The 22401-nt window shown below is 28.9% G+C and carries 25 protein-coding genes and 2 tRNA genes; 11 read left to right on the forward strand and 16 right to left on the reverse strand.

The genetic code is table 11. The features are described 5' to 3' along the window. Position 1 precedes the first annotated feature (1 nt). The 5 genes from L8U04_RS06465 to L8U04_RS06485 are packed head-to-tail and all read left to right on the forward strand — an operon-like array spanning position 2 to position 3804. A complete protein-coding gene (locus L8U04_RS06465) occupies positions 2 to 1102 on the forward strand; it encodes an MlaE family lipid ABC transporter permease subunit (protein ID WP_393921358.1) in 1101 nt (366 codons plus the stop codon). Further along, positions 1099 to 1821 carry an ABC transporter ATP-binding protein gene (locus tag L8U04_RS06470; RefSeq protein WP_263661850.1) on the forward strand — a complete coding sequence of 241 codons (723 nt, stop codon included), beginning with the start codon at positions 1099 to 1101 and terminating at the stop codon, positions 1819 to 1821. The genes L8U04_RS06465 and L8U04_RS06470 overlap by 4 nt, the downstream gene beginning before the upstream one ends. Then, positions 1821 to 2648 carry an MlaD family protein gene (locus L8U04_RS06475; protein ID WP_263688201.1) on the forward strand — a complete coding sequence of 276 codons (828 nt, stop codon included), beginning with the start codon at positions 1821 to 1823 and terminating at the stop codon, positions 2646 to 2648. Before L8U04_RS06470 ends, L8U04_RS06475 begins: the two co-directional genes overlap by 1 nt. Position 2649: 1 nt before the next feature. Then, entirely contained in the window at positions 2650 to 3240 is a 591-nt protein-coding gene (locus tag L8U04_RS06480) for a hypothetical protein (protein ID WP_263709657.1), read from the forward strand. Between the two features lie 42 nt (positions 3241 to 3282). Beyond that, positions 3283 to 3804, forward strand: coding sequence for a flagellar FLiS export co-chaperone (locus L8U04_RS06485; protein WP_133319168.1), 522 nt, complete (start codon positions 3283 to 3285; stop codon positions 3802 to 3804). 28 nt (positions 3805 to 3832) lie between these two features. Here the strand turns inward: L8U04_RS06485 and L8U04_RS06490 are convergent, their stop codons facing one another. Then, positions 3833 to 4372 carry a superoxide dismutase family protein gene (locus tag L8U04_RS06490; RefSeq protein WP_263671443.1) on the reverse strand — a complete coding sequence of 180 codons (540 nt, stop codon included), beginning with the start codon at positions 4370 to 4372 and terminating at the stop codon, positions 3833 to 3835. A 109-nt stretch (positions 4373 to 4481) separates the two neighbouring features. Between L8U04_RS06490 and L8U04_RS06495 the strand changes: the two genes are divergently transcribed. Both L8U04_RS06495 and L8U04_RS06500 read left to right on the forward strand, forming a co-directional pair. Then, on the forward strand, positions 4482 to 5363 hold the full coding sequence (locus L8U04_RS06495; RefSeq protein ID WP_133319170.1) for a helix-turn-helix domain-containing protein: 882 nt from the start codon (positions 4482 to 4484) through the stop codon (positions 5361 to 5363). A gap of 66 nt (positions 5364 to 5429) precedes the next feature. After that, the gene (locus L8U04_RS06500; protein ID WP_263709660.1) at positions 5430 to 6266 is read left to right on the forward strand and encodes an ATP-binding protein; all 837 of its coding nucleotides are present in this window, start codon (positions 5430 to 5432) and stop codon (positions 6264 to 6266) included. A 20-nt stretch (positions 6267 to 6286) separates the two neighbouring features. Here the strand turns inward: L8U04_RS06500 and L8U04_RS06505 are convergent, their stop codons facing one another. From L8U04_RS06505 to L8U04_RS06530, 6 genes are all read right to left on the reverse strand, one after another. Continuing rightward, positions 6287 to 6541 carry a zf-TFIIB domain-containing protein gene (locus L8U04_RS06505; protein ID WP_133319172.1) on the reverse strand — a complete coding sequence of 85 codons (255 nt, stop codon included), beginning with the start codon at positions 6539 to 6541 and terminating at the stop codon, positions 6287 to 6289. A 49-nt stretch (positions 6542 to 6590) separates the two neighbouring features. Further along, complete coding sequence (gene ung / locus L8U04_RS06510; RefSeq protein WP_263662667.1) at positions 6591 to 7280, reverse strand: uracil-DNA glycosylase; 690 nt, start codon at positions 7278 to 7280, stop codon at positions 6591 to 6593. An 8-nt stretch (positions 7281 to 7288) separates the two neighbouring features. Further along, a complete protein-coding gene (locus tag L8U04_RS06515; protein ID WP_263664483.1) occupies positions 7289 to 8596 on the reverse strand; it encodes a sensor histidine kinase in 1308 nt (435 codons plus the stop codon). Next, positions 8586 to 9272 carry a response regulator transcription factor gene (locus L8U04_RS06520; RefSeq protein ID WP_263661454.1) on the reverse strand — a complete coding sequence of 229 codons (687 nt, stop codon included), beginning with the start codon at positions 9270 to 9272 and terminating at the stop codon, positions 8586 to 8588. Before L8U04_RS06520 ends, L8U04_RS06515 begins: the two co-directional genes overlap by 11 nt. Before the next feature lies 1 nt (position 9273). Beyond that, positions 9274 to 9699 carry a DUF1104 domain-containing protein gene (locus tag L8U04_RS06525; RefSeq protein ID WP_258108242.1) on the reverse strand — a complete coding sequence of 142 codons (426 nt, stop codon included), beginning with the start codon at positions 9697 to 9699 and terminating at the stop codon, positions 9274 to 9276. A 62-nt stretch (positions 9700 to 9761) separates the two neighbouring features. Further along, positions 9762 to 10514, reverse strand: coding sequence for an SIMPL domain-containing protein (locus L8U04_RS06530; protein WP_263681029.1), 753 nt, complete (start codon positions 10512 to 10514; stop codon positions 9762 to 9764). Between the two features lie 89 nt (positions 10515 to 10603). On the opposite strand from L8U04_RS06530, the gene mutY reads away from it, so the two are divergent. Continuing rightward, on the forward strand, positions 10604 to 11632 hold the full coding sequence (mutY, locus tag L8U04_RS06535) for an A/G-specific adenine glycosylase (RefSeq protein ID WP_263661846.1): 1029 nt from the start codon (positions 10604 to 10606) through the stop codon (positions 11630 to 11632). After that, positions 11622 to 12473 (forward strand): radical SAM/SPASM domain-containing protein, encoded by an 852-nt coding sequence (locus tag L8U04_RS06540; RefSeq protein WP_263709661.1) that lies wholly within the window; start codon positions 11622 to 11624, stop codon positions 12471 to 12473. Before mutY ends, L8U04_RS06540 begins: the two co-directional genes overlap by 11 nt. Here the strand turns inward: L8U04_RS06540 and L8U04_RS06545 are convergent. From L8U04_RS06545 to L8U04_RS06560, 4 genes are read right to left on the reverse strand one after another with little or no spacing between them, the layout of a single operon-like run. Next, on the reverse strand, positions 12463 to 13140 hold the full coding sequence (locus L8U04_RS06545) for a class I SAM-dependent methyltransferase (RefSeq protein WP_263709662.1): 678 nt from the start codon (positions 13138 to 13140) through the stop codon (positions 12463 to 12465). The genes L8U04_RS06540 and L8U04_RS06545 overlap by 11 nt on opposite strands. 1 nt (position 13141) lies before the next feature. Continuing rightward, a complete protein-coding gene (locus L8U04_RS06550; protein WP_263709664.1) occupies positions 13142 to 14017 on the reverse strand; it encodes a CsgG/HfaB family protein in 876 nt (291 codons plus the stop codon). Beyond that, positions 14011 to 14631, reverse strand: coding sequence for a penicillin-binding protein activator LpoB (gene lpoB / locus L8U04_RS06555; protein ID WP_133319180.1), 621 nt, complete (start codon positions 14629 to 14631; stop codon positions 14011 to 14013). The genes L8U04_RS06550 and lpoB overlap by 7 nt, the downstream gene beginning before the upstream one ends. 9 nt (positions 14632 to 14640) lie before the next feature. After that, the gene (locus L8U04_RS06560) at positions 14641 to 15987 is read right to left on the reverse strand and encodes a hypothetical protein (RefSeq protein ID WP_263659144.1); all 1347 of its coding nucleotides are present in this window, start codon (positions 15985 to 15987) and stop codon (positions 14641 to 14643) included. Between the two features lie 53 nt (positions 15988 to 16040). Between L8U04_RS06560 and L8U04_RS06565 the strand changes: the two genes are divergently transcribed. Then, a tRNA-Ser gene (locus tag L8U04_RS06565) sits at positions 16041 to 16128 on the forward strand. Here L8U04_RS06565 and L8U04_RS06570 read toward each other — a convergent pair. Beyond that, entirely contained in the window at positions 16129 to 16779 is a 651-nt protein-coding gene (locus L8U04_RS06570) for a putative metalloprotease CJM1_0395 family protein (protein ID WP_263709666.1), read from the reverse strand. It lies immediately after the preceding tRNA gene. Between the two features lie 126 nt (positions 16780 to 16905). Between L8U04_RS06570 and L8U04_RS06575 the strand changes: the two genes are divergently transcribed. Then, a tRNA-Met gene (locus L8U04_RS06575) sits at positions 16906 to 16982 on the forward strand. 236 nt (positions 16983 to 17218) lie between these two features. Here the strand turns inward: L8U04_RS06575 and L8U04_RS06580 are convergent. The 4 genes from L8U04_RS06580 to L8U04_RS06595 form a co-directional block, all read right to left on the reverse strand. Beyond that, positions 17219 to 17860, reverse strand: coding sequence for a potassium channel family protein (locus L8U04_RS06580; RefSeq protein ID WP_133319183.1), 642 nt, complete (start codon positions 17858 to 17860; stop codon positions 17219 to 17221). Further along, positions 17857 to 19200 carry a TrkH family potassium uptake protein gene (locus tag L8U04_RS06585; RefSeq protein ID WP_133319184.1) on the reverse strand — a complete coding sequence of 448 codons (1344 nt, stop codon included), beginning with the start codon at positions 19198 to 19200 and terminating at the stop codon, positions 17857 to 17859. The genes L8U04_RS06580 and L8U04_RS06585 overlap by 4 nt, the downstream gene beginning before the upstream one ends. 93 nt (positions 19201 to 19293) lie before the next feature. After that, positions 19294 to 20628 (reverse strand): anaerobic C4-dicarboxylate transporter, encoded by a 1335-nt coding sequence (locus L8U04_RS06590; RefSeq protein ID WP_133319185.1) that lies wholly within the window; start codon positions 20626 to 20628, stop codon positions 19294 to 19296. Positions 20629 to 20646: 18 nt separating this feature from the next. Continuing rightward, positions 20647 to 22059 carry an aspartate ammonia-lyase gene (locus tag L8U04_RS06595; RefSeq protein ID WP_263661463.1) on the reverse strand — a complete coding sequence of 471 codons (1413 nt, stop codon included), beginning with the start codon at positions 22057 to 22059 and terminating at the stop codon, positions 20647 to 20649. Positions 22060 to 22401: the final 342 nt, after the last annotated feature.

Below are 22401 nucleotides of genomic sequence, written 5' to 3' on the forward strand. Positions count from 1 at the left end.
AATAATCAAAGATGTTAAAAATCAAGAATGCATTTTTAGCGTCTTTGGTATATGGGATAAAACAAGCGTAGGAAAATTGGAAAAATTAGATTTTCCTACTCAAAAAAATATTATTTTTGATTTTGCAAATTTAGATTTTATAGATACTGCCGGAATTAGGTATTTTCTAGCTTTAGAAAATGAATTTAAGCAAAAAGGTTTTGAGCTTAGTAGGATAAATCTTAAAAGTGAGCATGCTAAGCTTTTTGAACTTTGTCAAAAACACTACAAAAGCTTTTGTGATTCTTATGAAGATAAAAAAACAATCAAAGATTTTTTTGAAAATTTAGGAAAGAAAGTTGCAAATTCTTTTACAATTTTAGTGCAGTTTTTAAATTTCATAGGACTTATTATTTATACTTGTTTTAAAACACTTTTAAACCCTAAAAAACTTCGCTTTAAGGCATTTTTATATCATGTAGAAAATAGTGCTATTAATGCTTTACCTATTATTATGCTAACTTCATTGCTTGTGGGTGTGGTGCTTGCTTATCAAGCTGCGTATCAACTTGCACAATTTGGAGCTAATATTTATATTGTTGATTTAATGGGAATTTCTGCCACTAGAGAGCTTGCACCATTAATTAGTGCTATTGTTATTGCAGGCAGGAGTGCAAGTTCTTATACAGCTCAAATTGGAGTAATGAAACTTACTGATGAAATTGATGCGATGAAAACTATGGGTTTTAAAGAAAGTGAATTTATCATTTTACCTAGAGTTTTGGCTTTAGCACTTGCTATGCCTTTAGTGGTAATAGTAGCTGATATTTTAAGTATTATAGGTGGAATTGTAGTTGCTTGGTTTAGTTTAGAAATTAGTGCGAGTGAGTTTATGAGTCGTTTTAAAGAAGCAGTGGAGTTAAAACATATTATCATAGGACTTATAAAAGCACCTATTTTTGGATTTTTGATTGCTTCTATTGCTTGTTTTAGAGGATTTTTTGTACAAAAAACTACCGAAAGCATAGGTGTTTATACGACAAAAAGTGTGGTAAATGCTATTTTTTGGGTAATAGCTTTTGATGCGATTTTCTCTGTATTTTTGACAAAGGCTGGATTTTGATTATAAAGGCTAAAAATATCAGCACTTATTTTGGAAGTAAATGTGTGCATGAAGATATTAGTTTTGAAGTGCAAGATAATGAAATTTTTGGCATTTTAGGTGGTAGTGGTAGTGGTAAATCTGTGCTTTTAAGACAAATGTTAATGCTTGAGCATTTTGATAAGGGAGAGTATGAAATTTTAGGTAAGAGATTAAAAAATATAAGCGATGAAGATGCTTTGTTTTTGCAAAAACAATGGGGTGTTGTTTTTCAATATGGAGCATTATTTAGCTTTTTTAATATACTTGAAAACATTAGCATACCTTTGGTTGAATACACAAAACTTAGTAAAAACGACATTAAAGAAATAGCTATGATGAAGCTTAAAATGGTAGGGCTTGATGAGAGCGTGGCAAAGCTTTATCCTAGTGAGTTAAGTGGGGGTATGAAAAAAAGAGTGGCCATAGCTAGAGCTTTGGCACTTGATTCTAAATTACTTTTTTTAGATGAGCCAACTTCTGGGCTTGATCCTTATAGCTCAAGAGAATTTGATGAGTTACTTTTGAGTTTAAAACAAAGCTTTAAATTATGTGTAGTCTTAATTACTCATGATAAAGAGAGTATGAAAAATGTTTTAAACCGCTTTTTGATTATAGAAGAAAAAAAAGTTGGTTTTTTGGGAAATGTCGAGGCTTTGCAAGAGCAAAATCCAAGACTTTATGAGAGGTTTATGCGATAATGGAAAACAAAGCAAATTATATTTTGATTGGAATTTTTGTTTGTGTGTTATTTTTTATCAGTTTGTTTTTTATAGTGTGGTATGGAAATTTAAAAGATGAAAAATCATTTAAATATTATGAAATTTATATGGAAGAATCAGTTGCAGGACTTAGTGTAAAAGCTCCAGTTAAATTTTTAGGAGTAGATGTTGGAAGTGTTGAAAATATCAGTATAGATAGCTCAAGTAAGCAACTAAGAGTAAAAATTTTAGTTAAGCTTGATTCTAGTTTGGTTGTTAAAACAGATACTTATGCAAGTTTGCAAATTCAAGGCATAACAGGATTTAAATTTATTCAGCTTGCAGGAGGTAGTGAGGAAGCTAGTGTTTTGAGAGCAGGTGATGATGTTTATCCTATTATAAAATCAAAAGAAAGTTTTTTTGCAAGCATAGATAAGCAAACTTCAAATTTATTAGAACTAATCACAAGTTCAAAAATAAAATTAGAAAAACTCTTAAGTGATAAAAATTTAAAAAACATAGAGCAAATTTTGCAAAATTCATCAGAATTTTCTGCACATTTAAATGCTAATGTACCAGCATTCTTAGCAAATTTAAATAAAACAAGCTCTAAACTTGGTAAAAGTGCAGATGAATTTTCAAATTTTTTAAACAATGCTAATGACCAACTTAATGAGCTTAATAAAAGTAGAATGCTTTTAAATGAAAATTTAGATATTTTAAGAGTTTTGTTTTTAGACTTTACGCAATTACTAAATATTTTAAAGCAAAATCCTTCAGATATAATTTATAAAGATAAGGCTACTCAATATGCTCCAGGAGAATAAAATGAGATATTTATATATTAGTTTAATAGCTATTTTTTTTAGTGCTTGCTCTTTGATTAATCCAAGTCAAACTTTACCTGCAAATAAATATTTTAGTATTAATTTAGAAAAGCTAGAGCAAAGTCAAAATAAAAAAAATGCAACTATTATAGTTTCCTTACCTAAAGGCTTAGCTTATACTAATGAAATTTTTTATAAAAAAGATTATACTATCAATACCTATGCTTATCATTTTTGGAAAGAAAATCCTGCTTTAATGATAAAATCTTTTTTGGAATTTCATTTGCAAGATTTAGGGGTATTTAAAGCAGTTTTAAATCAAGATAGTCTAGCCAGTGCTGATTATATTTTAGAAAGTAAAGTGGATATTTTAGAGCAAGATTTTAGTGATGAGTTGCATTCTAAAATAAAGTTTGGTATTAATTTAAATTTAGTGCAAATAAACACTAAAAAACTTATAGCGAGTAAGTACTTTTACTATGAAAAAGAATTAAATGATAATAATCCTCAAATTTTAATTCAAAACTATGATGAGATTTTTTTGCTTTTTGCTAAAGATTTTAGAGTTTGGATAGATCAAAATTTGGAATAAAAAATGCTTTTCTTGTTATAGCAATAACAAGGAAGGTGTATTATGAGAGATGAATTAGAAATCTTACAAAAACATTTAGGACAAGTAGGTTCAAGTATAGATGGTGCGAATTTAAAACATCAAACGCAAAAATTTAGTGAAGATATTACTGATGCTAATGACTTTATAGGTGCTTTGCAAATTTTAGATTCTTCATTGAAAAAAATTTCAAAACTTCTAGAAGATAAAAACTATGAAGATGTGCAAGATAAAGTTTTAATTGCTAGTGAAAGTTTGAAAATAGTAGATAATTGCTCATTTTTAGGTAATGCTTTATTTGATAATAATTATAATGTAAATGTTGGTTCAAAGGCATTTGCTTTTGAAATTTATAATCCTTTAAAAATTTTAGAAACTAGTGATTATGAAGGTATGAAAGCTTATATAGTCGATAAAAGAGAAGAAATAGCTTCTATGCTTAGCGAGCTTGCAGTGGCTATTGCTACTTATAGTCCTAGTCAAAGTTTTGGCGGATCAAGCCATGATTTTATGGGCGATTTTGATTTTACTAAGCTTTTTAAATAACACTAAAGGCTAAAAAGCCTTTAGATTTTTATTTTATAACGCCACATGCCATTCTAGCACCGCCACCGCCAAGTGCTGCAGGATGATCGCTGTGATTGTCTCCTCCAAAATGTATCATTAGAGCATGATTTTTAAGCTCATCAAGAGTTTTGATTTTTGGTGCTAATACAGGGTTAGTTGCTTTACCATCTTTTTCTACATAAAGTGGTGGTAAATCCCCTTTGTGACCTTTATCATCCCATGGGCTTGAGTGAGCATCTGTTTTTTCAGGATCCCAGTGTCCGCCTGCTTTCATACCTAAACCTTTATCAGTTGCTCCACAATCAGCATTTGCATGAACATGAAAGCCATGAATTCCACTTTCTAAACCTTTAAGATTTGGATAAAATGCTACCCCATAAGGAGTTTGTACTGCTACAACTTCGCCTGCATCTTTATTAGCTTTTTTATCAAGAATTTCCATTTTGATAACTAAATGATTTTTTTGTGCTTTTGGATTAAAATTTTCTAAATTTGCTCCAAATAAAAAGCTTGATGCTAGTAAAGAACCTAGAATGATTTTTTTCATTTTTTCTCCTTTTTTAATTGAAATTAATTATATTGTAACATAAATTCTTAATAAAAAATATTTTTTATTGTATTATATAAATAATCAAAAAACTTATAAAAAGGTATATATGTTAATTTTTCCAAAAGATCTTGAAAAAATCAGTCAAAATGTTTTGAAAAATACTTTTTTTTCTTTATGTTGGTATCAAAAAGATTTTTCAAATGATAAAAATCAAGAAGTTGTATTTAAAGATTATGCTTTAGTATTTATTTTAAAAGGTTCTAAAAGTATTTATACTATGGATAATCAGTTTAATGTAAAAAAAGATGAGCTTGTGTTTTTTACAAAAAATTCTTTTTCCATTAGAGATTATTTAAATGATGAAAATATATATGAATCTATTATTTTGTGTTTTAAGGAAAGTATTTTAATAGAACTTATTTTTAAATATCAAGAATTAATTTGTAAATTAGATTCTCCAAAATATGCTAAAAGTTTATTTAGCTTAAAAACTAATCTGATAACTAAAGGTATTTTCGAGTCTTTCTTACCTTGTATAAATGAATTTAATGAGAAAAATGAATATCTGCTTAGATTAAAATTTGAAGAATTATTTTTGTCTTTATTATATAGTGAAGATAATGCAGAGTTTTTAGCTTTTTTAAAAGCCATTTTAAGTGGTTTTAAATTAGAGCTTTATAAGATGTTTGCATATTGTCAAAATGACTTTGAAAGTGTAGCTTCTATGGCCAAATTTAGTAAAATGGATATAGCAAGTTTTAGTCGTAATTTTAAACAAAGTTTTGGTATTACTCCTAAAGAATGGCTTGATAATAAGCGTTTTGAAAGAGCTAAATTTTTACTTGAATTTTCTACGAAAAATATCACTCAAATTTGCTATGAACTTGGATTTAATTCTCCTGCTTGGTTTATAGCAAGATATAAAAAAAGATATGGCATTACCCCAAAACAAGAGCAAAAGTCAAAAAACTTATATTTTTTATCTTAAAAATGATAGATTTTATTTTGGTTTTTTATTAGAATTTGTTAATAAAATTTAAGAAAGGTAACAATTATGAAAAAAAGTATTTTAACTTTGGCCTTATTTGCATTTTGTAGCGCAAATGCTTTAGAGGTTCAAGAATTTAAAGGTTTTGCACATCCTGAAAGTGTATATGTAGATAAAAATGCAGTTTATGTATCTAATGTAGGAAAAGAGCTAACTCCATTAAATAAAGACAATGATGGTTTTATTTCAAAATTAGATAAAGATGGAAAAATTTTGGAATTAGAATTTATAAAAGGTCTTAATGCTCCAAAAGGTATGTCTAAAATAGGTAATGTTTTATATGTGGTTGATATTGATATTTTATATGGCTTTGATATAAAAAATAAAAAAGAAATTTTCAAACTTCCTATAAAAAATGCGGTATTTTTAAATGATATTGCTGTGTTAAATAATGACACATTATTAGTTAGTGACACAGGTACAGGATACATCCACAAAGTATTTTTAAAGGATAAAAAATATGAAAACTTTATCCATTTAGATTCAAAATATGGTGGCCCAAATGGATTGTTAATAGATAAAAATACTTTATTTGTAGCAGGTTATGATCCAAGTGATAAAGCAGGCGGGAAAATCATTAGTATTGATTTAAATTCAAAGAAAATTCAAGAATTAAACAAAAAAATAGAACAATTTGATGGCATTGTGTATGATAAAAATAAAAATCTTTTAGTGTCAAGTTGGGGTAAAAATCTTCAAGGATATATTTATACTCTAAAAGACAATAAAGAAATAAAACTTGATTTGGCTTCTATAAAAGGTCCTGCAGATATGTTTTTTGATGGTGAGTATTTATGGGTGCCAAAAATGGCAGAAAATACTTTAATTAAAGTAAAAATATAAAAACTTTTAAGCCTTTGGGCTTAAAAGTCAAATAATTCCCCAAGCCAACTTTCTTTTTTCTTGTATTTATAGCCGTTATTATGATGGTAGTTTGCTTGTTGGTTATAATTTTGTTGTTGAGGTTGTTGCGTACTTTGAGAAGAATTTCTTTCTATGATTTTATCAAGCTCACCACGATCAAGCCAAACACCACGGCATTTTGGACAATAATCAATTTCAACTCCATTTCTTTCGCTCATCAATAAGTCAGTATTTACACAAACTGGACAAGTCATTGTATTCCTTTTTTTGAAAATTTTTGAAAGTATATAAGTTTTAAGTAAATTAAGGGTTTAAATTCCAATCAATAAGACTTTTACCAAGTTTTGATAAAATTTCATTACTTTTTGAAAAATGCTTGCAACCTAAAAAAGCATTTCTCGCTAAAGGCGAAGGATGTGCTGCTTCTAGGATAAAGTGTTTTTGAGGGTTGATTAAATTTTTTTTATTTTTAGCATAATTTCCCCAAAGTAAAAATATCAATCCTTCTTTTTCATTGCTAAGTTTTGATATAACCGCATCGGTAAATTTTTGCCAACCAAAATGTGCATGTGAGGCAGGTTTATTTGCTTCTACACTTAAAATAGAATTTAAAAGTAAAATTCCTTGTTTAGCCCATTTACTTAAATCACCATGTTTTGCTATAGGAATGTTTAAATCATCTTGCAATTCTTTATAGATATTAAGCAAAGATGGGGGAATTTTAACACCTATTGGCACGCTAAAGCTCAAACCCATGGCTTGATGAGGGTTGTGGTAAGGATCTTGTCCTAAAAGTATGATTTTTAAATTTTGTAAAGGGGTTAGATTAAAAGCATTAAAGATTAAATTCGCGGGTGGATATATAGTTTTTCTTTCATTTAAAGCATTGATATAATGAGTTTTTATTTCTAAAAAATAAGGCTTTAAAAACTCTTCTTTTAAAAATTCTTTCCAAGCGTTATCTATTTTAATTTTTTCTAAGCAAATTTCCATTTTTATCCCTACCAAGAAAGTATAAATTCACTTCCTTTATCTTTTTTACTCAAAACTTTTATGTTGATATTGTTTTTATCGGCTATTTGTTTGACTAAATTTAAGCCTATGCCAAAACCACCTTGGTCTTGATTAAAGCGTTTGTAGCGTGTAAAAATTTGAGTAATTTCTTTAGCGCTCATACCTTGACCTTCATCTTTAATACTAAGTGTTTTTTCTTTTAAACAAATAAAGATTTTTTTATTAGTATTGGTGTATTTTATGGCATTGCTTAAAAGATTGTCAAGTAAAATTTGCATTTCTTCTTTATTTGCATAGAAATTTTGCTCTAAAAGCTCTTTTTCAATGATGAGATTTTTTTGAGAGATTAAAGTGTCAAAATATTCTAATCTTTGCTCTAAAAGTTCTTTTAAATTTATATCTTCTTTTGTATTTTCTTTTTGTAAGAAAAAATTTAAGGCTATGAGGTTTTGATAAATATGATTTAAATTTTTACTTGCTAGTTTGATATGATTTAGTTTTTTAGTGTTATTTGGATTTAAATTTGTATCATCAAATTTTTTAATACTAGCTAAAATCACGCTCAAAGGTGTGTTAATTTCATGCGTGGTATCTTTAATAAAATCATTGAGTGTTTTAAATTGTTCTTTGATATTTTTAAAAACAAGCAAGATGAGTATATAAGCAATTATAGCAAGTAGTAAAATACATATAAGTGTATAAAAAATAGTTTTTAATTTTAGTTTCCAAAGTTCATTAGCATAATCGTTAATATCTAAATTATTGTAATTATCTTTGCGGTATTGTTCTTTTTTAAAGCCAAGATCTTCCGTTTCTATAATGATATGGATATTTTTATGTCTCAAAAAATGAGAATGGTGTTTTGGCTTTCTTAAATTACTCGTATCTATATAAGTATTAAGATTTCTAATCCTTGAAAAATCTATGAATAATCTTTTGTTTTCGTTGTAAATAAAGTTGTTTTCTTTAAGCTGTGTTAATATTTTTAAAGCATCAAAAGTTAAATTACTAAAAATGATTTGATTGTTTGCAACAATAGCAAATTGAGTATTTATTTTTTTAGAAATATAAGAAAAATCATCTTTGTTTAATAAATTTTTATCGTGTCTTGCTTCGATGATATTTTGTAAAATATAATTATAGTGAGTGTATGAGTGTGTGATTTGATTTAATCGTATATAATTTGCTTCTTTTTGATAAAAAGTAATAAAAAAAATCGTTAAAAATACGCCACTTGTGATGATATAAAGGGCTAGGATTTTAAAAATGGTATTATTAAAGTTTTCACTTTTCATTTTCTAGCCTAATGGCATAGCCTATATTTCTTTGATTGATGATAAGGTCTTTACCAAGAATTTTTCTTAAATTTTTGATATACACTCTAAGGCTCATGATCACAGGCTCTTCATCTAAACTCCAAATTTCGTCAAAAATAGTTTCTATATTTACAAAATGAGGGCGTTTTTTTAAAAGTAAAGCTAGGAGTTCTTTTTCTTTATTAGTTAGGTTGATAATTTCTTCATTTTGATAAAGGGTTTTATTGATAGGATCAAAAGAAATATTTTTTGAAGAGCTAAGTAAGATTAAGTCTTCCTTTTGATGACTAAAATTTCTTTTAATGATATTTTTTACACGGATAATTAACTCATCAACATCAAAAGGCTTTTTAATATAATCATCACAACCTGATAAAAATCCTTGTTTTACATCATCAAGCATGGATAAAGAAGTTAAAAATATAGCAGGAGTGTTTTTAGCACTTTCTCTTAATTCCTTTAATACTTCAAAACCATTGCCTTTTGGAACTTTAACATCAAAAATCCAAAGATCAAAATTTTCTTCATAAGCTTTTTCTAGTGCCTCTTGTGCATCATATACACAAGAGACTTTAAAACCTTCATCGCTTAAGGCTTCATTGATGATTTCATTTAAGCTTAAATCATCTTCTAAGAGTAGAATTTTTGCTGCCATTTTATCTCATTGAGCAATTTCCATGATTTGCACCATGCCCTTGATGATTCATTTTATGGGCTTTGTGTTCATTTTTATTATAATGATGTAAATTTAAATCTCGTATTTCTTTGCCACTCATTTCATCGGTTAGTTTTTGCATATCTTCTTGAACGATAGCCTTTCTTTGACTTCTTTCTTGAGGAGAAAGTTTAGAGATGTTTTCGCGTAAGTTACTTTTAAATTGTTGATGAAAAACTTTTGCGTCTTTGTATTTCATCTCATTCATTCTCTTTTTCATTTCTATAATTAAGTCAGCTTGATCTTGTGCTTTTACGCTTTTTGCAAGATTTAAAATTTCATCATTGCTTTTTTTGGAAAAATCAGCACTAAATGCTAAAGAGGCTGCTAAAGAACCCATAATAAATAAACCTATAATTTTTTTCATTTTTTCTCCTTTAAATTAATGATGAGAAATTATAAAAACCCAAGATAAAGCCAAAATAAAATTTATTGACAAACAAAAAGCACATTAGCTTTTAAGCTTTGCTTCTCATTTTTAATAACAGGAAGCACTACACTATCTGCACTAACTGCTAAACTTGGAGAATTGTATTTGATATTACAACTATCAAAATGAACATTTTTTACTATGCAAGTTTTTGTTAAAGTTTTAGAATAATATTGAGCTTTTTCAAAAGCTTTTTTAAGCGCAAGATCGTATAAATCTTCTTTGTTTGCTTCTAAGGTTGCTTCGTCAAATCCTGCTTGCAAGGCTTTAGTATTAAAAGAAATTAAAGTATTAGTATTGCTGATATTTTCTATATCTTTTATAAGATTTTCATAGTCTTTATTTTTATTTTGTGGGATTTGACAAGTGAAATTAGAATACAATCTATACCCATTAAGTGTTTTTACTCCTTGATAATAATTATAACTTGGCTCTAAAGTATAACTTCCACCTTTACAATAGTCTTCTTTGGCAATACGATCTGAAATTTCTTTGAAAGTTTTAGCAATATGATTTTTTTCATCACTAGAGATGATAGTTTTTTTACTAAGTTCTTCGCTCGCGCTAAAATTTAAAACAGCATTAAAAACATTTGGCATGATTTCATTTGATACTTCTATATTTCTTGAAAATTCTACATTTTGTTTATTATGATTTTTTAAACCTAAAAATTCAGTATTAAAAACTACTCCTAGTACAAACAATACTAAACAAAGTAATCCTAATCCTAAACCTTTTAAAAAACTTTTCATTTTTACTCCTTTTTAAAAATATTTTTTTAATTTTAACATAAAGCTTTTAAGAATAGATTGTATAATTTTTAAAAACAAAGAAAGTTTTAATGCGAAAAATTCATGAAAGTATTTTAAAATGGTATAACGAGAATGGTAGAAAAAACCTTCCTTGGCGTATTTTGCATAAAGAATATAGAAAATATGGTAGCGAGGATGATTTAAAAAAGCTAAAAAATATTGATAATGCTTATGCTGTTTATATTAGCGAGATTATGTTACAACAAACTCAAGTAAAGAGTGTTTTGCAAAATTATTATTTTCAGTTTTTAGCTAAATTTCCTTCTTTAAAAGCACTTTCTATGGCAAGCGAAGATGAGGTTTTAAAAGCTTGGCAAGGACTTGGGTATTATACTAGAGCTAGGAATATACATAAATGTGCAAAAATTTGTGTGCAAGAATTTAATGCAAAATTACCATTTGACATTAAAGAGCTTCAAAAACTTCCTGGTATTGGAGAATATACAGCTGGTGCTATAGCTTGTTTTGGTTTTTTACAAGCTAAAGCTTTTGTGGATGCAAATATTAAAAGAGTTTTGAGTAGATTTTATAGTTTGCAAAATCCAAACTCTAAACTTTTAACGCAAAAAGCAAAAGAGTTTTTAAACTATGATAATGCATTTGATCATAATCAAGCTTTGTTGGATATAGGGGCTTTGATTTGTTTACCTAAAAATGCAAAATGCAAGCTTTGCCCCATAGAGAGTTTTTGTAGTGGAAAAAATGAATATGAAAAATTTCATGTATCTAAAAAAACTCAATATGAAAATATTATTTTAAATATACTCATAGTGCAAAAAAATGAGCAGTTTTTGCTTATCAAAAGCAAAGAAAAGCTATATTTTAATATGTATAATTTTTTAGAATACAATAAAGAAAAAAATGCAAAATTCATAGGTGAATTTAAACACTCTTACACCAAATATAAAATTAATGCCAAGGTGTATTTTTTAAAAGATGATGATTTTGAAGATTTCAAAGCAAAAACATTTTCTTATAAAGAATTAGAACATCTTGCACTTTCAAAACTTGCCCTAAAGGCGTTTGAACTTTTTAAAAAGAGTGATTATGCATTTTGAGAAAATTTATATAGAATTAAGTGATATTTGTGGATTAAAATGTGATTTTTGTCCTAGTCAAAAAGCGCAAAGAAAACAAATGAACCTTGAAAATTTTGAAAAAATTTGCAAAAGTGTGCATAGTCATGCCAAGCTTTTTACTTTTCATGTGCTTGGAGATCCTTTAAGGATTTTAAATTTAAAAGAGTATTTAAAAATAGCTTTTAAATTTAATATGCAAATAGAACTTACTACAAGCGGGTTTTATTTTGATGATGAGAAAATAAAACTTGTTTTAGATTCTAAAAACATACGACAAATCAATATTTCTTTGGGCGCCTTTTTATCTCAAAGTAGAATGAGTTTAAAAGAATACTTTGAGCCTGTTTTAAAACTTATTTTTTTGCACTTGGAAAATAAAAACAATTCTTTTATCAATTTAAGACTTTGGAATTTAGATAAAAATTTCAACCCACCTTTAGAAAATGAGAAAATTTATGATTTTTTAGAGCAAAATTTTAAAGTAAAAATTCAAAAGCAAAAAGCTAAAAATCGCCTAGAAAGGCATGTTATGTTACACCAAGCTAGGCTTTTTAAATGGCCTTCTTTAAAGGATGAGGTTATTAGGGAGAATGGGTGTTGTCATGCTTTAAATGGACAAATTGCTATTTTAAGCGATGGAACTTTAGTGCCTTGTTGTTTGGATACTAAAGGGGATATAAAACTTGGAAATTGTTTTGAAAAAGATTTTAGCGAGCTTTTAAATTCGTCTTTATATATAGAATTAAAAGAAGGCTTTAAGCAAGGAATTTTAAAAGCTGACCTTTGCAAAAGATGTGAGTTTTTGCAATTTAAAAACTGATTTTCCTTGCTCGGACAATTATGATTTCAGGAAATTCTTCATCTAAAAAAGGTTCTTCAAAAAATCCATCTATGATAAAACCATTTTTAAAACAAGTGTTGAAAATTTCTTCCAAAGAACGGTGGTAGTAGTGATGTTTTACAGGTTGTTTTTCAAATGCATACCCAAGATAATTATGCGGACTAAGATATTTTTTAGTTAATGTTACAAAACAAGGATGTTGAGTAGCAAAAACAAAAATTCCATTTTCTTTTAGTAGAAAATAAAGACTTTTAAATAAGGGCTGGATATTTTCCATATCCATGATAGCCATATTTGAAACAGCTTTGCTAAAGGTGTGTTTTTTAGCTAAATTTTGCAAAGTTAATTCATCGCTAGCGTCTATGGTTTGAAAATGAATTTTATGTAGAAAATTTTTCCATCTTTGTTTTGCTAATTTTATCATTTGATCACTATAATCAAAAGCATAAACATTTATGTTGTATTTTTTGCACATATAAGCGGAAAAATTTCCATTTCCACAAGCAATATCTAGAATATAATCATCATCTTGTATGTTTAACAATTCTTCAACTTTAGGACGCACAACTTTTTTATGAAATTCATTAGAATCATCTCCCATTTGTATATCCCAAAATTTTGCATTAATATCCCATGCTTTTTGCATTTTAAAAACCTAAATTAACTCCACCTTCATTGTTGATTTGATAGTTTGCATCCAAACCATGTTCTATTTCTTCTTCTTTGTCATTGTCTTTAGAATGTTTAAAAATATCTTCGGTAATTTTTGTAGCTATACCTCTAAGGGCTTTTTGTTTGCTTGATTTGCTTGTAGAACTCATTTTAAATTCTAGGGTATTGGAAGCTTTGATTTGAGTTGTAGCAAATTCTATCAAACGATAATCAATGTTAATATTATAAGTTTGAGTGTTAATTTCATTTTGTGTTTGTGTTATTTTAGGGTTTAAAATAAGTAAAAAATCAGCCCCTAAAACATTATAAAGCTTAACAAGTTCATCATCGCTTGCATTTTTTATAAGTAAAGATTTTTCTTGATTATAAAGATCAAGATTTGCTCTATCTAAAATTCTAAATTTTTTACTTTGGAGCAAAACGCTTAAAAGCTCTTGTTCAAATTTAGCCGAAAGTTCATCTTTAACTTTATTGATGATAATTAGCGAACTTTTATCTTCAAGATTTTTTTCACTATAAAGTTTTTTGTAAATCACAACTTTTGCATGGAATTCATTTTGATTTGTTTGAGTTAAAGATTTAATATCATAGCTATTAAAAACTCCATTGCTAACTAAGTCTATTTCTTCATCATAACCTATATTGAAATTTCCATTAAAGCTAAATTCGAATTTTTTAAGCTTAACTTGTTTTAAGCCCTCCATTTTCCCAAGAGCTTCATTGATGGCATTTTTTATTGCTTCACTTCTTGTATTTCCAAAACCCTCACCATAACTTTCTTTGTTTAAAGCGCTTTGTGCTTGACAAAAATAAACAAGAGTGAAAAAAAGAATTAGTAGTTTTTTTACCATGTTACACTCTTGCTTTTGCCTGTTTTATCAATAGTTTTTTCATCTTCCCAAAAAGCTAAACCGCTAGTTAAATCTGTAAGAATTAAATGGAAAAAATATTCAGTTTGGATTTTGCCATTATAAAGTTTAACGGTATCTTGTCTGATTTTACCAGAAAGTGAGAAATTTGGGGCCAAAAGTGTGCCTTTTTTAGCTATGGAATTTTGATTAAATTCTTCATTGTCTCTTAAATCTCTTACATCATGAGATAAACTATCTTTTGCTCCACCTGCTGCTACAGCGGTTGTTAATATAAATTTACCAGATTTTCTTAATGCTATGGTAATTTTCGAAGTGAGTTTATCTGTGTCTATTCTTTGCGGGGTGTCATTGATGATTTTTCCTATGGCAATAACTTTTCTATTAGAGCTATTTAAATTTGCAAAAGCAGGATCACTAAGCAAGCTTTGTATCATATCTTCAGCAGTTTTTTCAAAATCTTCTCTATCAAGTCCTAAAGTAAGTGCGTTTCCTTGAACTTTTTGCGAAGCTTTACCATCAGTATATTTTGGTTGTGAAGAACAAGCGCTGAAAATCAAAAGCGCAAAAACCATAAAAAATAAACTTTTTTTCATTTTATCTCCTTATTTTTCTTTAATTTTGTAAATAATATTTGAATTTGGCACAAAAGATCTTATAAGCACAATATAATTTTTATCTTTTTCCAGCTCATCTTCAAAGATTATTTTTTCTTTATCATTATAAATTTTAACTAAACCTTCATTTTTTAGCATTAAAATACTAGCACTTTTTGGTAAAGCTTGCCACATTCTAAGATCTGCTTTATTGATTAAAGCAGTGCTAACAGTGCTAATAAATGATAAAAAGCCACTAGAATCATTATTAGCTATGGCTAAATTAATTGAAGTTTTAAGAGCGCTTGAGGCTAGGGTTTTCATCACCATAGAGGGTAAAAGAGTTTTAAATTCACTTGCTATAATATCATCAAAATAAATTAAATTTTGTGTTTTTTCATCTTGACTTTGCAAGAATTTATAAGAAGCATTTCTTGATTTTAAATAAGCAAAAGCTACACTAATATTTGCAAGATTATCATTAAAAACAAATGGCAGGGTAAGATCAAATTCTTCTTTTGTAGCACTAAAACCATCTTCATAAATGATAAAAATATATTTTTGTTGAGGGAAGGATGTTTTTAAATGAGTGAATTTTTCAAATACTTGAAATTGTTTTTGAAGTTGTTTGTTTTTTACATCGCTTAATGCTACTTCTTTTAAAAGATCATAAGCTTTAATATAATCTTTATCAAAAAAGAAAAATAAAGCACTAAGATAACTAGCATAGATATTAGTATAATTTTTATTTGCGTTAAATGTGCTAAGAAGATTGTCATATTGTTTATAGATAGGGTTTAAATTTTGCTTAAAACTCGCATATGTTTTTTTATCTTTTTGAAGCTCTTTTTGGTATTCTTCTTGAGCTTTTTGTATATAATCATAAAAATATTCTTTCATTCTATCTTGTCTGTATAAAGCTCTGTTAAACTCTACTCTTGCATTTTTAAAATCTCCCAAGCTCATATAATTTAAACCTTTGTAGGTATTTAGCATAATCCTTTCGTAAAAATAACCTTGATAATCATTGATGGTGTCATTAAGTAAAATTTCGCTAAAATTTCTTGTGGCTTTCTGAAGCCCGTTTTGTAAATCTACATCATATTTGTAAGCCTCTTCTGCTTTATCAAAAAAAGCATTACTTTTTTCATAATCTTTACAAACTCTTGCTAAAGAGGCTAAATTTAACCCTGTGTATATAGTGTCTTTGTCTGCATTTTTTAAAGTTAAAGTATTTTCATCACATTGTTTGTTTATAAAGGCTTTTTCATAAGATAAATTAACATTAGCATGATTTGAACAAGCACTTAAAAAAAGTAAAATAAAAAGATAAAAACAAGAGTAAAAAAGCTTCATAAAATCCCTTTTTTAGTATAAATTTAAAAAAATAAGTTATAATTTTCATTTTTAGAGAGGTGTCCGAGTGGTCGAAGGAGCACGCCTGGAACGCGTGTGTGGGGTAACTCACCGAGGGTTCGAATCCCTTCCTCTCTGCCACTATGCACTTTTATTATACTGACTTCCTATGTAATCTTGTGATGAATTTTGTGTGTATGATTTTATGGCTTTAGAATTTGGATTTGCTTTTTTATCGTCTTCGTCTTTATTTTTATCATTTTGAGTCTTTGATTCTTCTGCTTTTATTTTAGCTTGCTCGGTGCGCGCATCATTTTGCATTTGCATTGCATTAGCTGCTACTTTATAATCTTGGGGACTAGGATCAGCTGGTGCCATAGCTGCAGCAATTACTTGCATAGCATTGGCTATAGTTTCTTCAGGAGTATTGCCTTTTTGCATTCTTATAGGCACTTCTCCTTCAACTGCATACATTTTATTATCAGGACCTCTTGTATAGCCAAAACTTGCAGCTCCTGCTAAGGCTCCACCTGCTGCTTGGTGGGCTGCTTCATGAGCCCTTACTTCTCTGTCGATTTTTTCAAGCTCTCGTACCTGTTTTATTTCTTCATTACTTAAGTCTTTACCATTAACTTTTTGAGTTTTTTCATCTTTTTCTTGATCGTTTTTATTTTCTTTTGTTTGCTGTGGGTTTTCTTTTTCAGAAATATTTTCTTTTGTTTGTTCTTTGTCTTTGTTTTGATAAGGATTTTGCGTATAAAAGGCACCGCCATAACTTGAGCTAATTTGCATTAAAATCCTTTTTAAATATAATTTCATATTTTTAGCACAAAAAAGTTAAAAAATATATAAAATTTATAAAATAAGTATTTTATAAAATGTTAAGCAAAATAAAGTATAATTTTAACTTCTTTTTATGTCAGGGTAGCTCAGCTGGCTAGAGCGCTGGTCTCATAAGCCGGAGGTCGGGAGTTCAAGTCTCCCCCTTGACACCACTTAAAATATCTCTTTAATGTTATATTTATTTTTATATTTTCTAAGTTAGCTTTCAAGAATGCTTATAAGTATAGTTTTTTGATTATATTTAATTTATTGTAATGTCCTTATTTTACAAGGACATTAAAAATTTAGTGACCTAGAATATGGATCGGGTCTGTGTAGCCGTGCGTTAGAATTTCTTTTCTAGATTTATCATATTGATAGTGCAAAGTAAAAGTAGCATTTAAAATCTTCAATAATCATATTGATTAAGTTCTTCTTGAGTGCCAAGTAGCATTAATATATCGTTTAAATAAGCGGTATTTTCTAGATTTGGCATAATGCTCCAAGTATCATGTTGTTTGTGTGCAATGACTTTTAAATTTTGTCCAATGGATTGCAAAGTTTTCCCCGCTAAATTCTCATCGATTAAAAGTTTTGCTACCTTTATGGTGTTGGCTGAAAGATCTATGATTTCAAAATTTGGATTAGTGATAAGAATTTTAGCCAAACGCTTTGCAGATTCTTTTTCAGGATAGATGACTTTATTAACTCCAAGTTTTGAAAGAATTTGTCCATGTGTAGAAGAATTTGCTTTAGCTATGATATTTTTTACCCCTATTTCTTTTAAGGCCATGAAGGTAAGTATGCTTGATTCTAGATTTTCACCTATACTAAGTATGACAACATCAGCATTTGAATAGCCCGCTTCTTTCAAAGCTATAGTGTGAGTAGAATCTAAGATATAAGCAAAATCTGCATGATCTTGCAACTCTTTAACAGCTTCTTCATCAATATCTGAAACAATAACTCTTTTGCCTTGGTCAATAAGTTCTTTTGCTAAAACAGAGCCAAATCTTCCAAGTCCTATAATACCATAAGTTTCTTTTTTCATAGTATGATTTTTCCTTTTGGGTAATTTAAATATTTTTCTTTTTCTTTAAAAAATATACTAAATAAAAACGCAAGCACACCCACTCTACCGCTAAGCATTAGTAAAATAACAATAAGTTTGCTTTCGGAGCTAAAAAGCGCACTAAGTGATAAGGTCCCACCATCGCCAACTGAAACACCTACTGTGGCAAATGCTGAACTTGTTTCAAAAAGCAAAGGTAAAAAACTTTTATCATCTTCAATCAAAGATAAAAGTAACACGCAGGTAATAATATAAACAATTGAACTTACTGCTATAATGAAAGCTTTATTAATAGTTTCGCTTGGAATTTCAAAGTTAAAAATTCTTGCATTACTATCTTTAATACTCCAATATGCATAAATTAATAATACTGCAATAGTAGTTACTTTAATGCCCCCTGCAGTTCCACCTGGTGCACCACCTACAATCATAAACAAAGATCCAAAAAATAAGCTTGCATCCTTAAAGGTGCTAAGATCAAGAGTATTAAATCCTGCAGTTCGGTAATTTACCGCTGTAAAATATGCACTCATAATTTTATCAAAAAGAGAAAATTCTCCTATGCTTTTTGGGTTATGATATTCAAATAAAAACACAATCAAACTTGCAAAAATGATTAGTATAATAGTGGAGATTAAAACAAGCTTTGTATGCAGACTTAGACTAGCAAAGCGTTTTTTTGAAAAAAAGTATAATTCTAGTAATACAAAATAGCCCAAACCGCCAATAATAATCAAAGAGGTAATGATAAAGTTAATCCAAAAATCATCCCTATAAGGCATTAAACCACTTTCAAATATGCTAAAACCTGCATTATTAAAAGCAGAAATGGAGTGAAAAATACTAGCCCATAGAGCATCAGTTAAATTCATATCTAATTTAAATCTTAAAAATAATAAAACAGCACCAACAATTTCAATAGCAAATACAAAAAATAAAACCTTTTTCAAAAATCCTACAAGCCCATCAGCACCAGGATAAATTAAGGATTCTCTTAAAAGATTTTTTTCTCCAAAACTCATCTTTTTCCGTACTAAAATATATAAAGCCATGGCTATACTCATATAACCTAAACCACCTATTTGGATAAGTAGTAAAATAACAAGCTGTCCATAAAAACTAAAATCTAATGAAGTATTTAGCACAATGAGTCCTGTCATACTTACAGCTGAAGCACTGGTAAAAAATGCATCTAAAAAAGATATTGGTTTAGTGTGCATAATGGGAAGCATAAGGATGAAAGTGCCAAAAAGAGCTATAAGTATATAACCTATAAATAAGATTCTTATATTATTTCTATCTAAAGATAATTTTGCCATTTTATTTCTTTAAAAATTAAAAAAATATTCTACTTAAAATTAGTTAATAAGTAAAAGAAGAAAACTTTCCGCTAAAAGCGGAAAGTAAGAGCATTAAAGCATTCCTACTGCTAAAAATCCTAATGAAACAGCAATAGCAATAGCTAATACACCCGGGATAAAGAATGCGTGATTAAATATAAATTTTCCAATTCTTGTTGTACCTGTATCATCCATTTGAACTGCACCTAATAAAGTAGGATAGGTTGGAAGTACAAAAAGTGCTGAAACAGCAGCAAAACAAGCAACTAGCATATAAGAATCTGCAGGATTTGTAGCTGAAATTCCTAATGCAGCAACGATAACTGGAACAATAGCTTTTGCAGTAGCTGCTTGAGAGTATAAAAGCATACTAGCAAAGAAGAAAGCAACTGCAAGCATAGCAGGAGTTTGTTTAACCCATTCACCCGCTACTTCTTTAATACCTGCTTCATGGCCTGCAACGAAAGTATTTCCAAGCCAAGCAACACCAAATACACATACACAAGCTGTCATACCTGATTTAAATACACTTGTATCTAAAATTTTTGCAGGTTCAACTTTACATAAGAATGTAATTAAAGTTGCAGCAGTTAATAAAAAGCTCATAATTGCAGCATCTCTTGGGATAACTACAGGATCAATCCATTTAATATTATTAGAAATTGCAGTAGCATAAAGAACAACTGCTAATACCGTAAATAAAAATATAGCAACTGAAAGTTTTGCACCCGGTTTATCTTCACTATGTAAAACATCTGAAGCGCTTTTTACAAGACCAGCTTTTAAGCGTTCTTGATATACAGGGTCTTTGCTAAGATCCATTGGAGTAATTAAACTTACAATAAAAGCTGTAATCATACAAGCAGCAAAAGTAGTTACAATCCAAATTCCAATTAATGCAGGATAGTTCCAGCCAAGTGGCTCTAATACACCAGTCATATAAACAACAGCAGCACTAACTGGAGAAGCTGTAATACCAATTTGTGAAGCAACAACCATTAATGAAAGTGGAGCTGATGGCTTAATATTTTGAGATTTTGCAACATCAATAACAACAGGCATTAATGAAAATACTGCATTACCAGTACCTGCTAAAATAGTAAGTAACCAACCACAAGCTGGTGCAAGATAATTAATGAATTTTGGGTGTTTACGCAAAATTCTTTCAGTAACTTTTACCATGTAGTCTAAGCCACCTGCTTGTTGCATTGCAGAAATCGCAGCAATAGCAGCAGCGATGATTAAAATAACATCCCAAGGAATATTACCTGGCTTCATGCCTAAAACAAGACCTAAAATAACAACACCCAAACCTCCGGCATAGCCTATTGCTATGCCTCCAAGGCGGATACCTATGAATATTGCCCCAAGGAAGACAACAAGTTGTAAAATAATCATAATATCCATGATTAAACTCCTAAGTTATTAAGCTTTTCTTTTTTCTGTCATATGAGGATTTAACATATTTTCTGGTGTTAAAATCTCATCAATTTTTTCTTTTGGTAAATAGCCTCTTTCAAGACAAATATCACCTACTGCTTTTCCAGTTTCTAGAGCTTCTTTTGCAATACTTGCAGATTTTTCATAACCTAAAACAGGATTAAATGCAGTCACGATTCCGATTGAATTTAATACAAGTTTTTTGCAGTTTTCAGGATTTGCTTTTAATCCTTTAATAGCTTTTTCAGCTAAAGTTTTCATTGCATTTTCAAGCAATACGATCGAGTTAAATAACCCATAAGCAATGCCTGGCTCAAAAGCATTAAGTTCAAATTCACCTCTTTCAGAGCAAAGCATAATAGTAACATCATTACCTATAACTTCATAGCAAGCTTCGCCAACTGCTTCACAAATTACAGGGTTTACTTTACCTGGCATAATAGAACTACCTGGTTGCATAGCAGGTAAACTAATTTCAGCTAGACCGCATCTTGGACCTGAATTCATCAACCTTAAATCATTTGCGATTTTAGATAATCTTACAGCTGCAGTTTTTAATGCGCCACTTACATGTACAAAATCAGCTGTATCTTGAGTAGCTGCAATGAAGTCTTCAGCAGGTTTAAAATCAACACCAGTGATTTCTTTTAATTTTTTTTCAACCACAAATTTATAATCAGGGTGGCAGTTAATTCCTGTTCCAATAGCTGTAGCACCTAAATTTAAATAGCTCATTGATTCACGAGCTGCTGTGATCTTTTCAATATCACTTTTAATATAGCTAGCAAAAGCATTGAAAGTGTTTCCTAAGGTTGTAGGAACCGCATCTTCAAGTTCTGTTCTACCCATTTTGATGATATCTTTGTATTCTTTAGCTTTAGCTTCTAATTCAGCTTTTAAACCTTCCATAGCTTTTAAAAGATCACTAAGTTTTGCATAGGTTGCTACTTTGATTGAGCTTGGATAGGTATCGTTTGTAGATTGACCTAAATTTGTATGATCATTTGGGTGAAGGTATTGATATTCTCCTTTTTTATGACCCATACTTTCAAGAGCAATATTTGTGATAACTTCGTTAGTGTTCATATTTGTGCTAGTACCAGCACCACCTTGGATCATATCCACAACAAATTGATCTAAAAATTCACCAGCAATCAATCTATCGCAAGCTTTAGCAATAGCATCAGCTTTATCTGCATCAAGAACTCCAACTTCTTTGTTAGCTAGAGCAGCTGCTTTTTTAACTTGAGCAAAAGCTTTTACAAAATAAGGATAATCTTGTAGTCTTCTACCACTCATATTGAAGTTTTCTAGTGCTCTAAAAGTTTGCACTCCATAATAAACTTCATCAGAAATTTCTAACTCACCAATAAAGTCGTGTTCTTTTCTTGTTCCCATGATGTACTCCTTGTGGGTTTTATTTAAGTTTCGTTTATGAACTTAATAGGTATTATATAACAATTTTTTATAAAAGTTTCATAAAATTTTCCAATTTTTTCTAATTTTAATAAAAATATATAAAATAATATAAAGTATTGATATTCATTTTCTAAATAGTGGATATTTTATGGATAATTTTATTTATAATGATATTAATTATATTTATTTTTTGTATATTTTTTTGAAGTATTTGTTGAAGTTATGATTGTAATGGGTATGATTTTTCAGATAATTTGATTATAAGCTATCATCTTAACACTTAAATCTTATATCACTCAAACTAAACCCATTAAGGGTTTA

The organism is Campylobacter sp. IFREMER_LSEM_CL908 (genome assembly GCF_025771545.1).
Classification (GTDB): Bacteria; Campylobacterota; Campylobacteria; order Campylobacterales; family Campylobacteraceae; genus Campylobacter_D; species Campylobacter_D lari_D.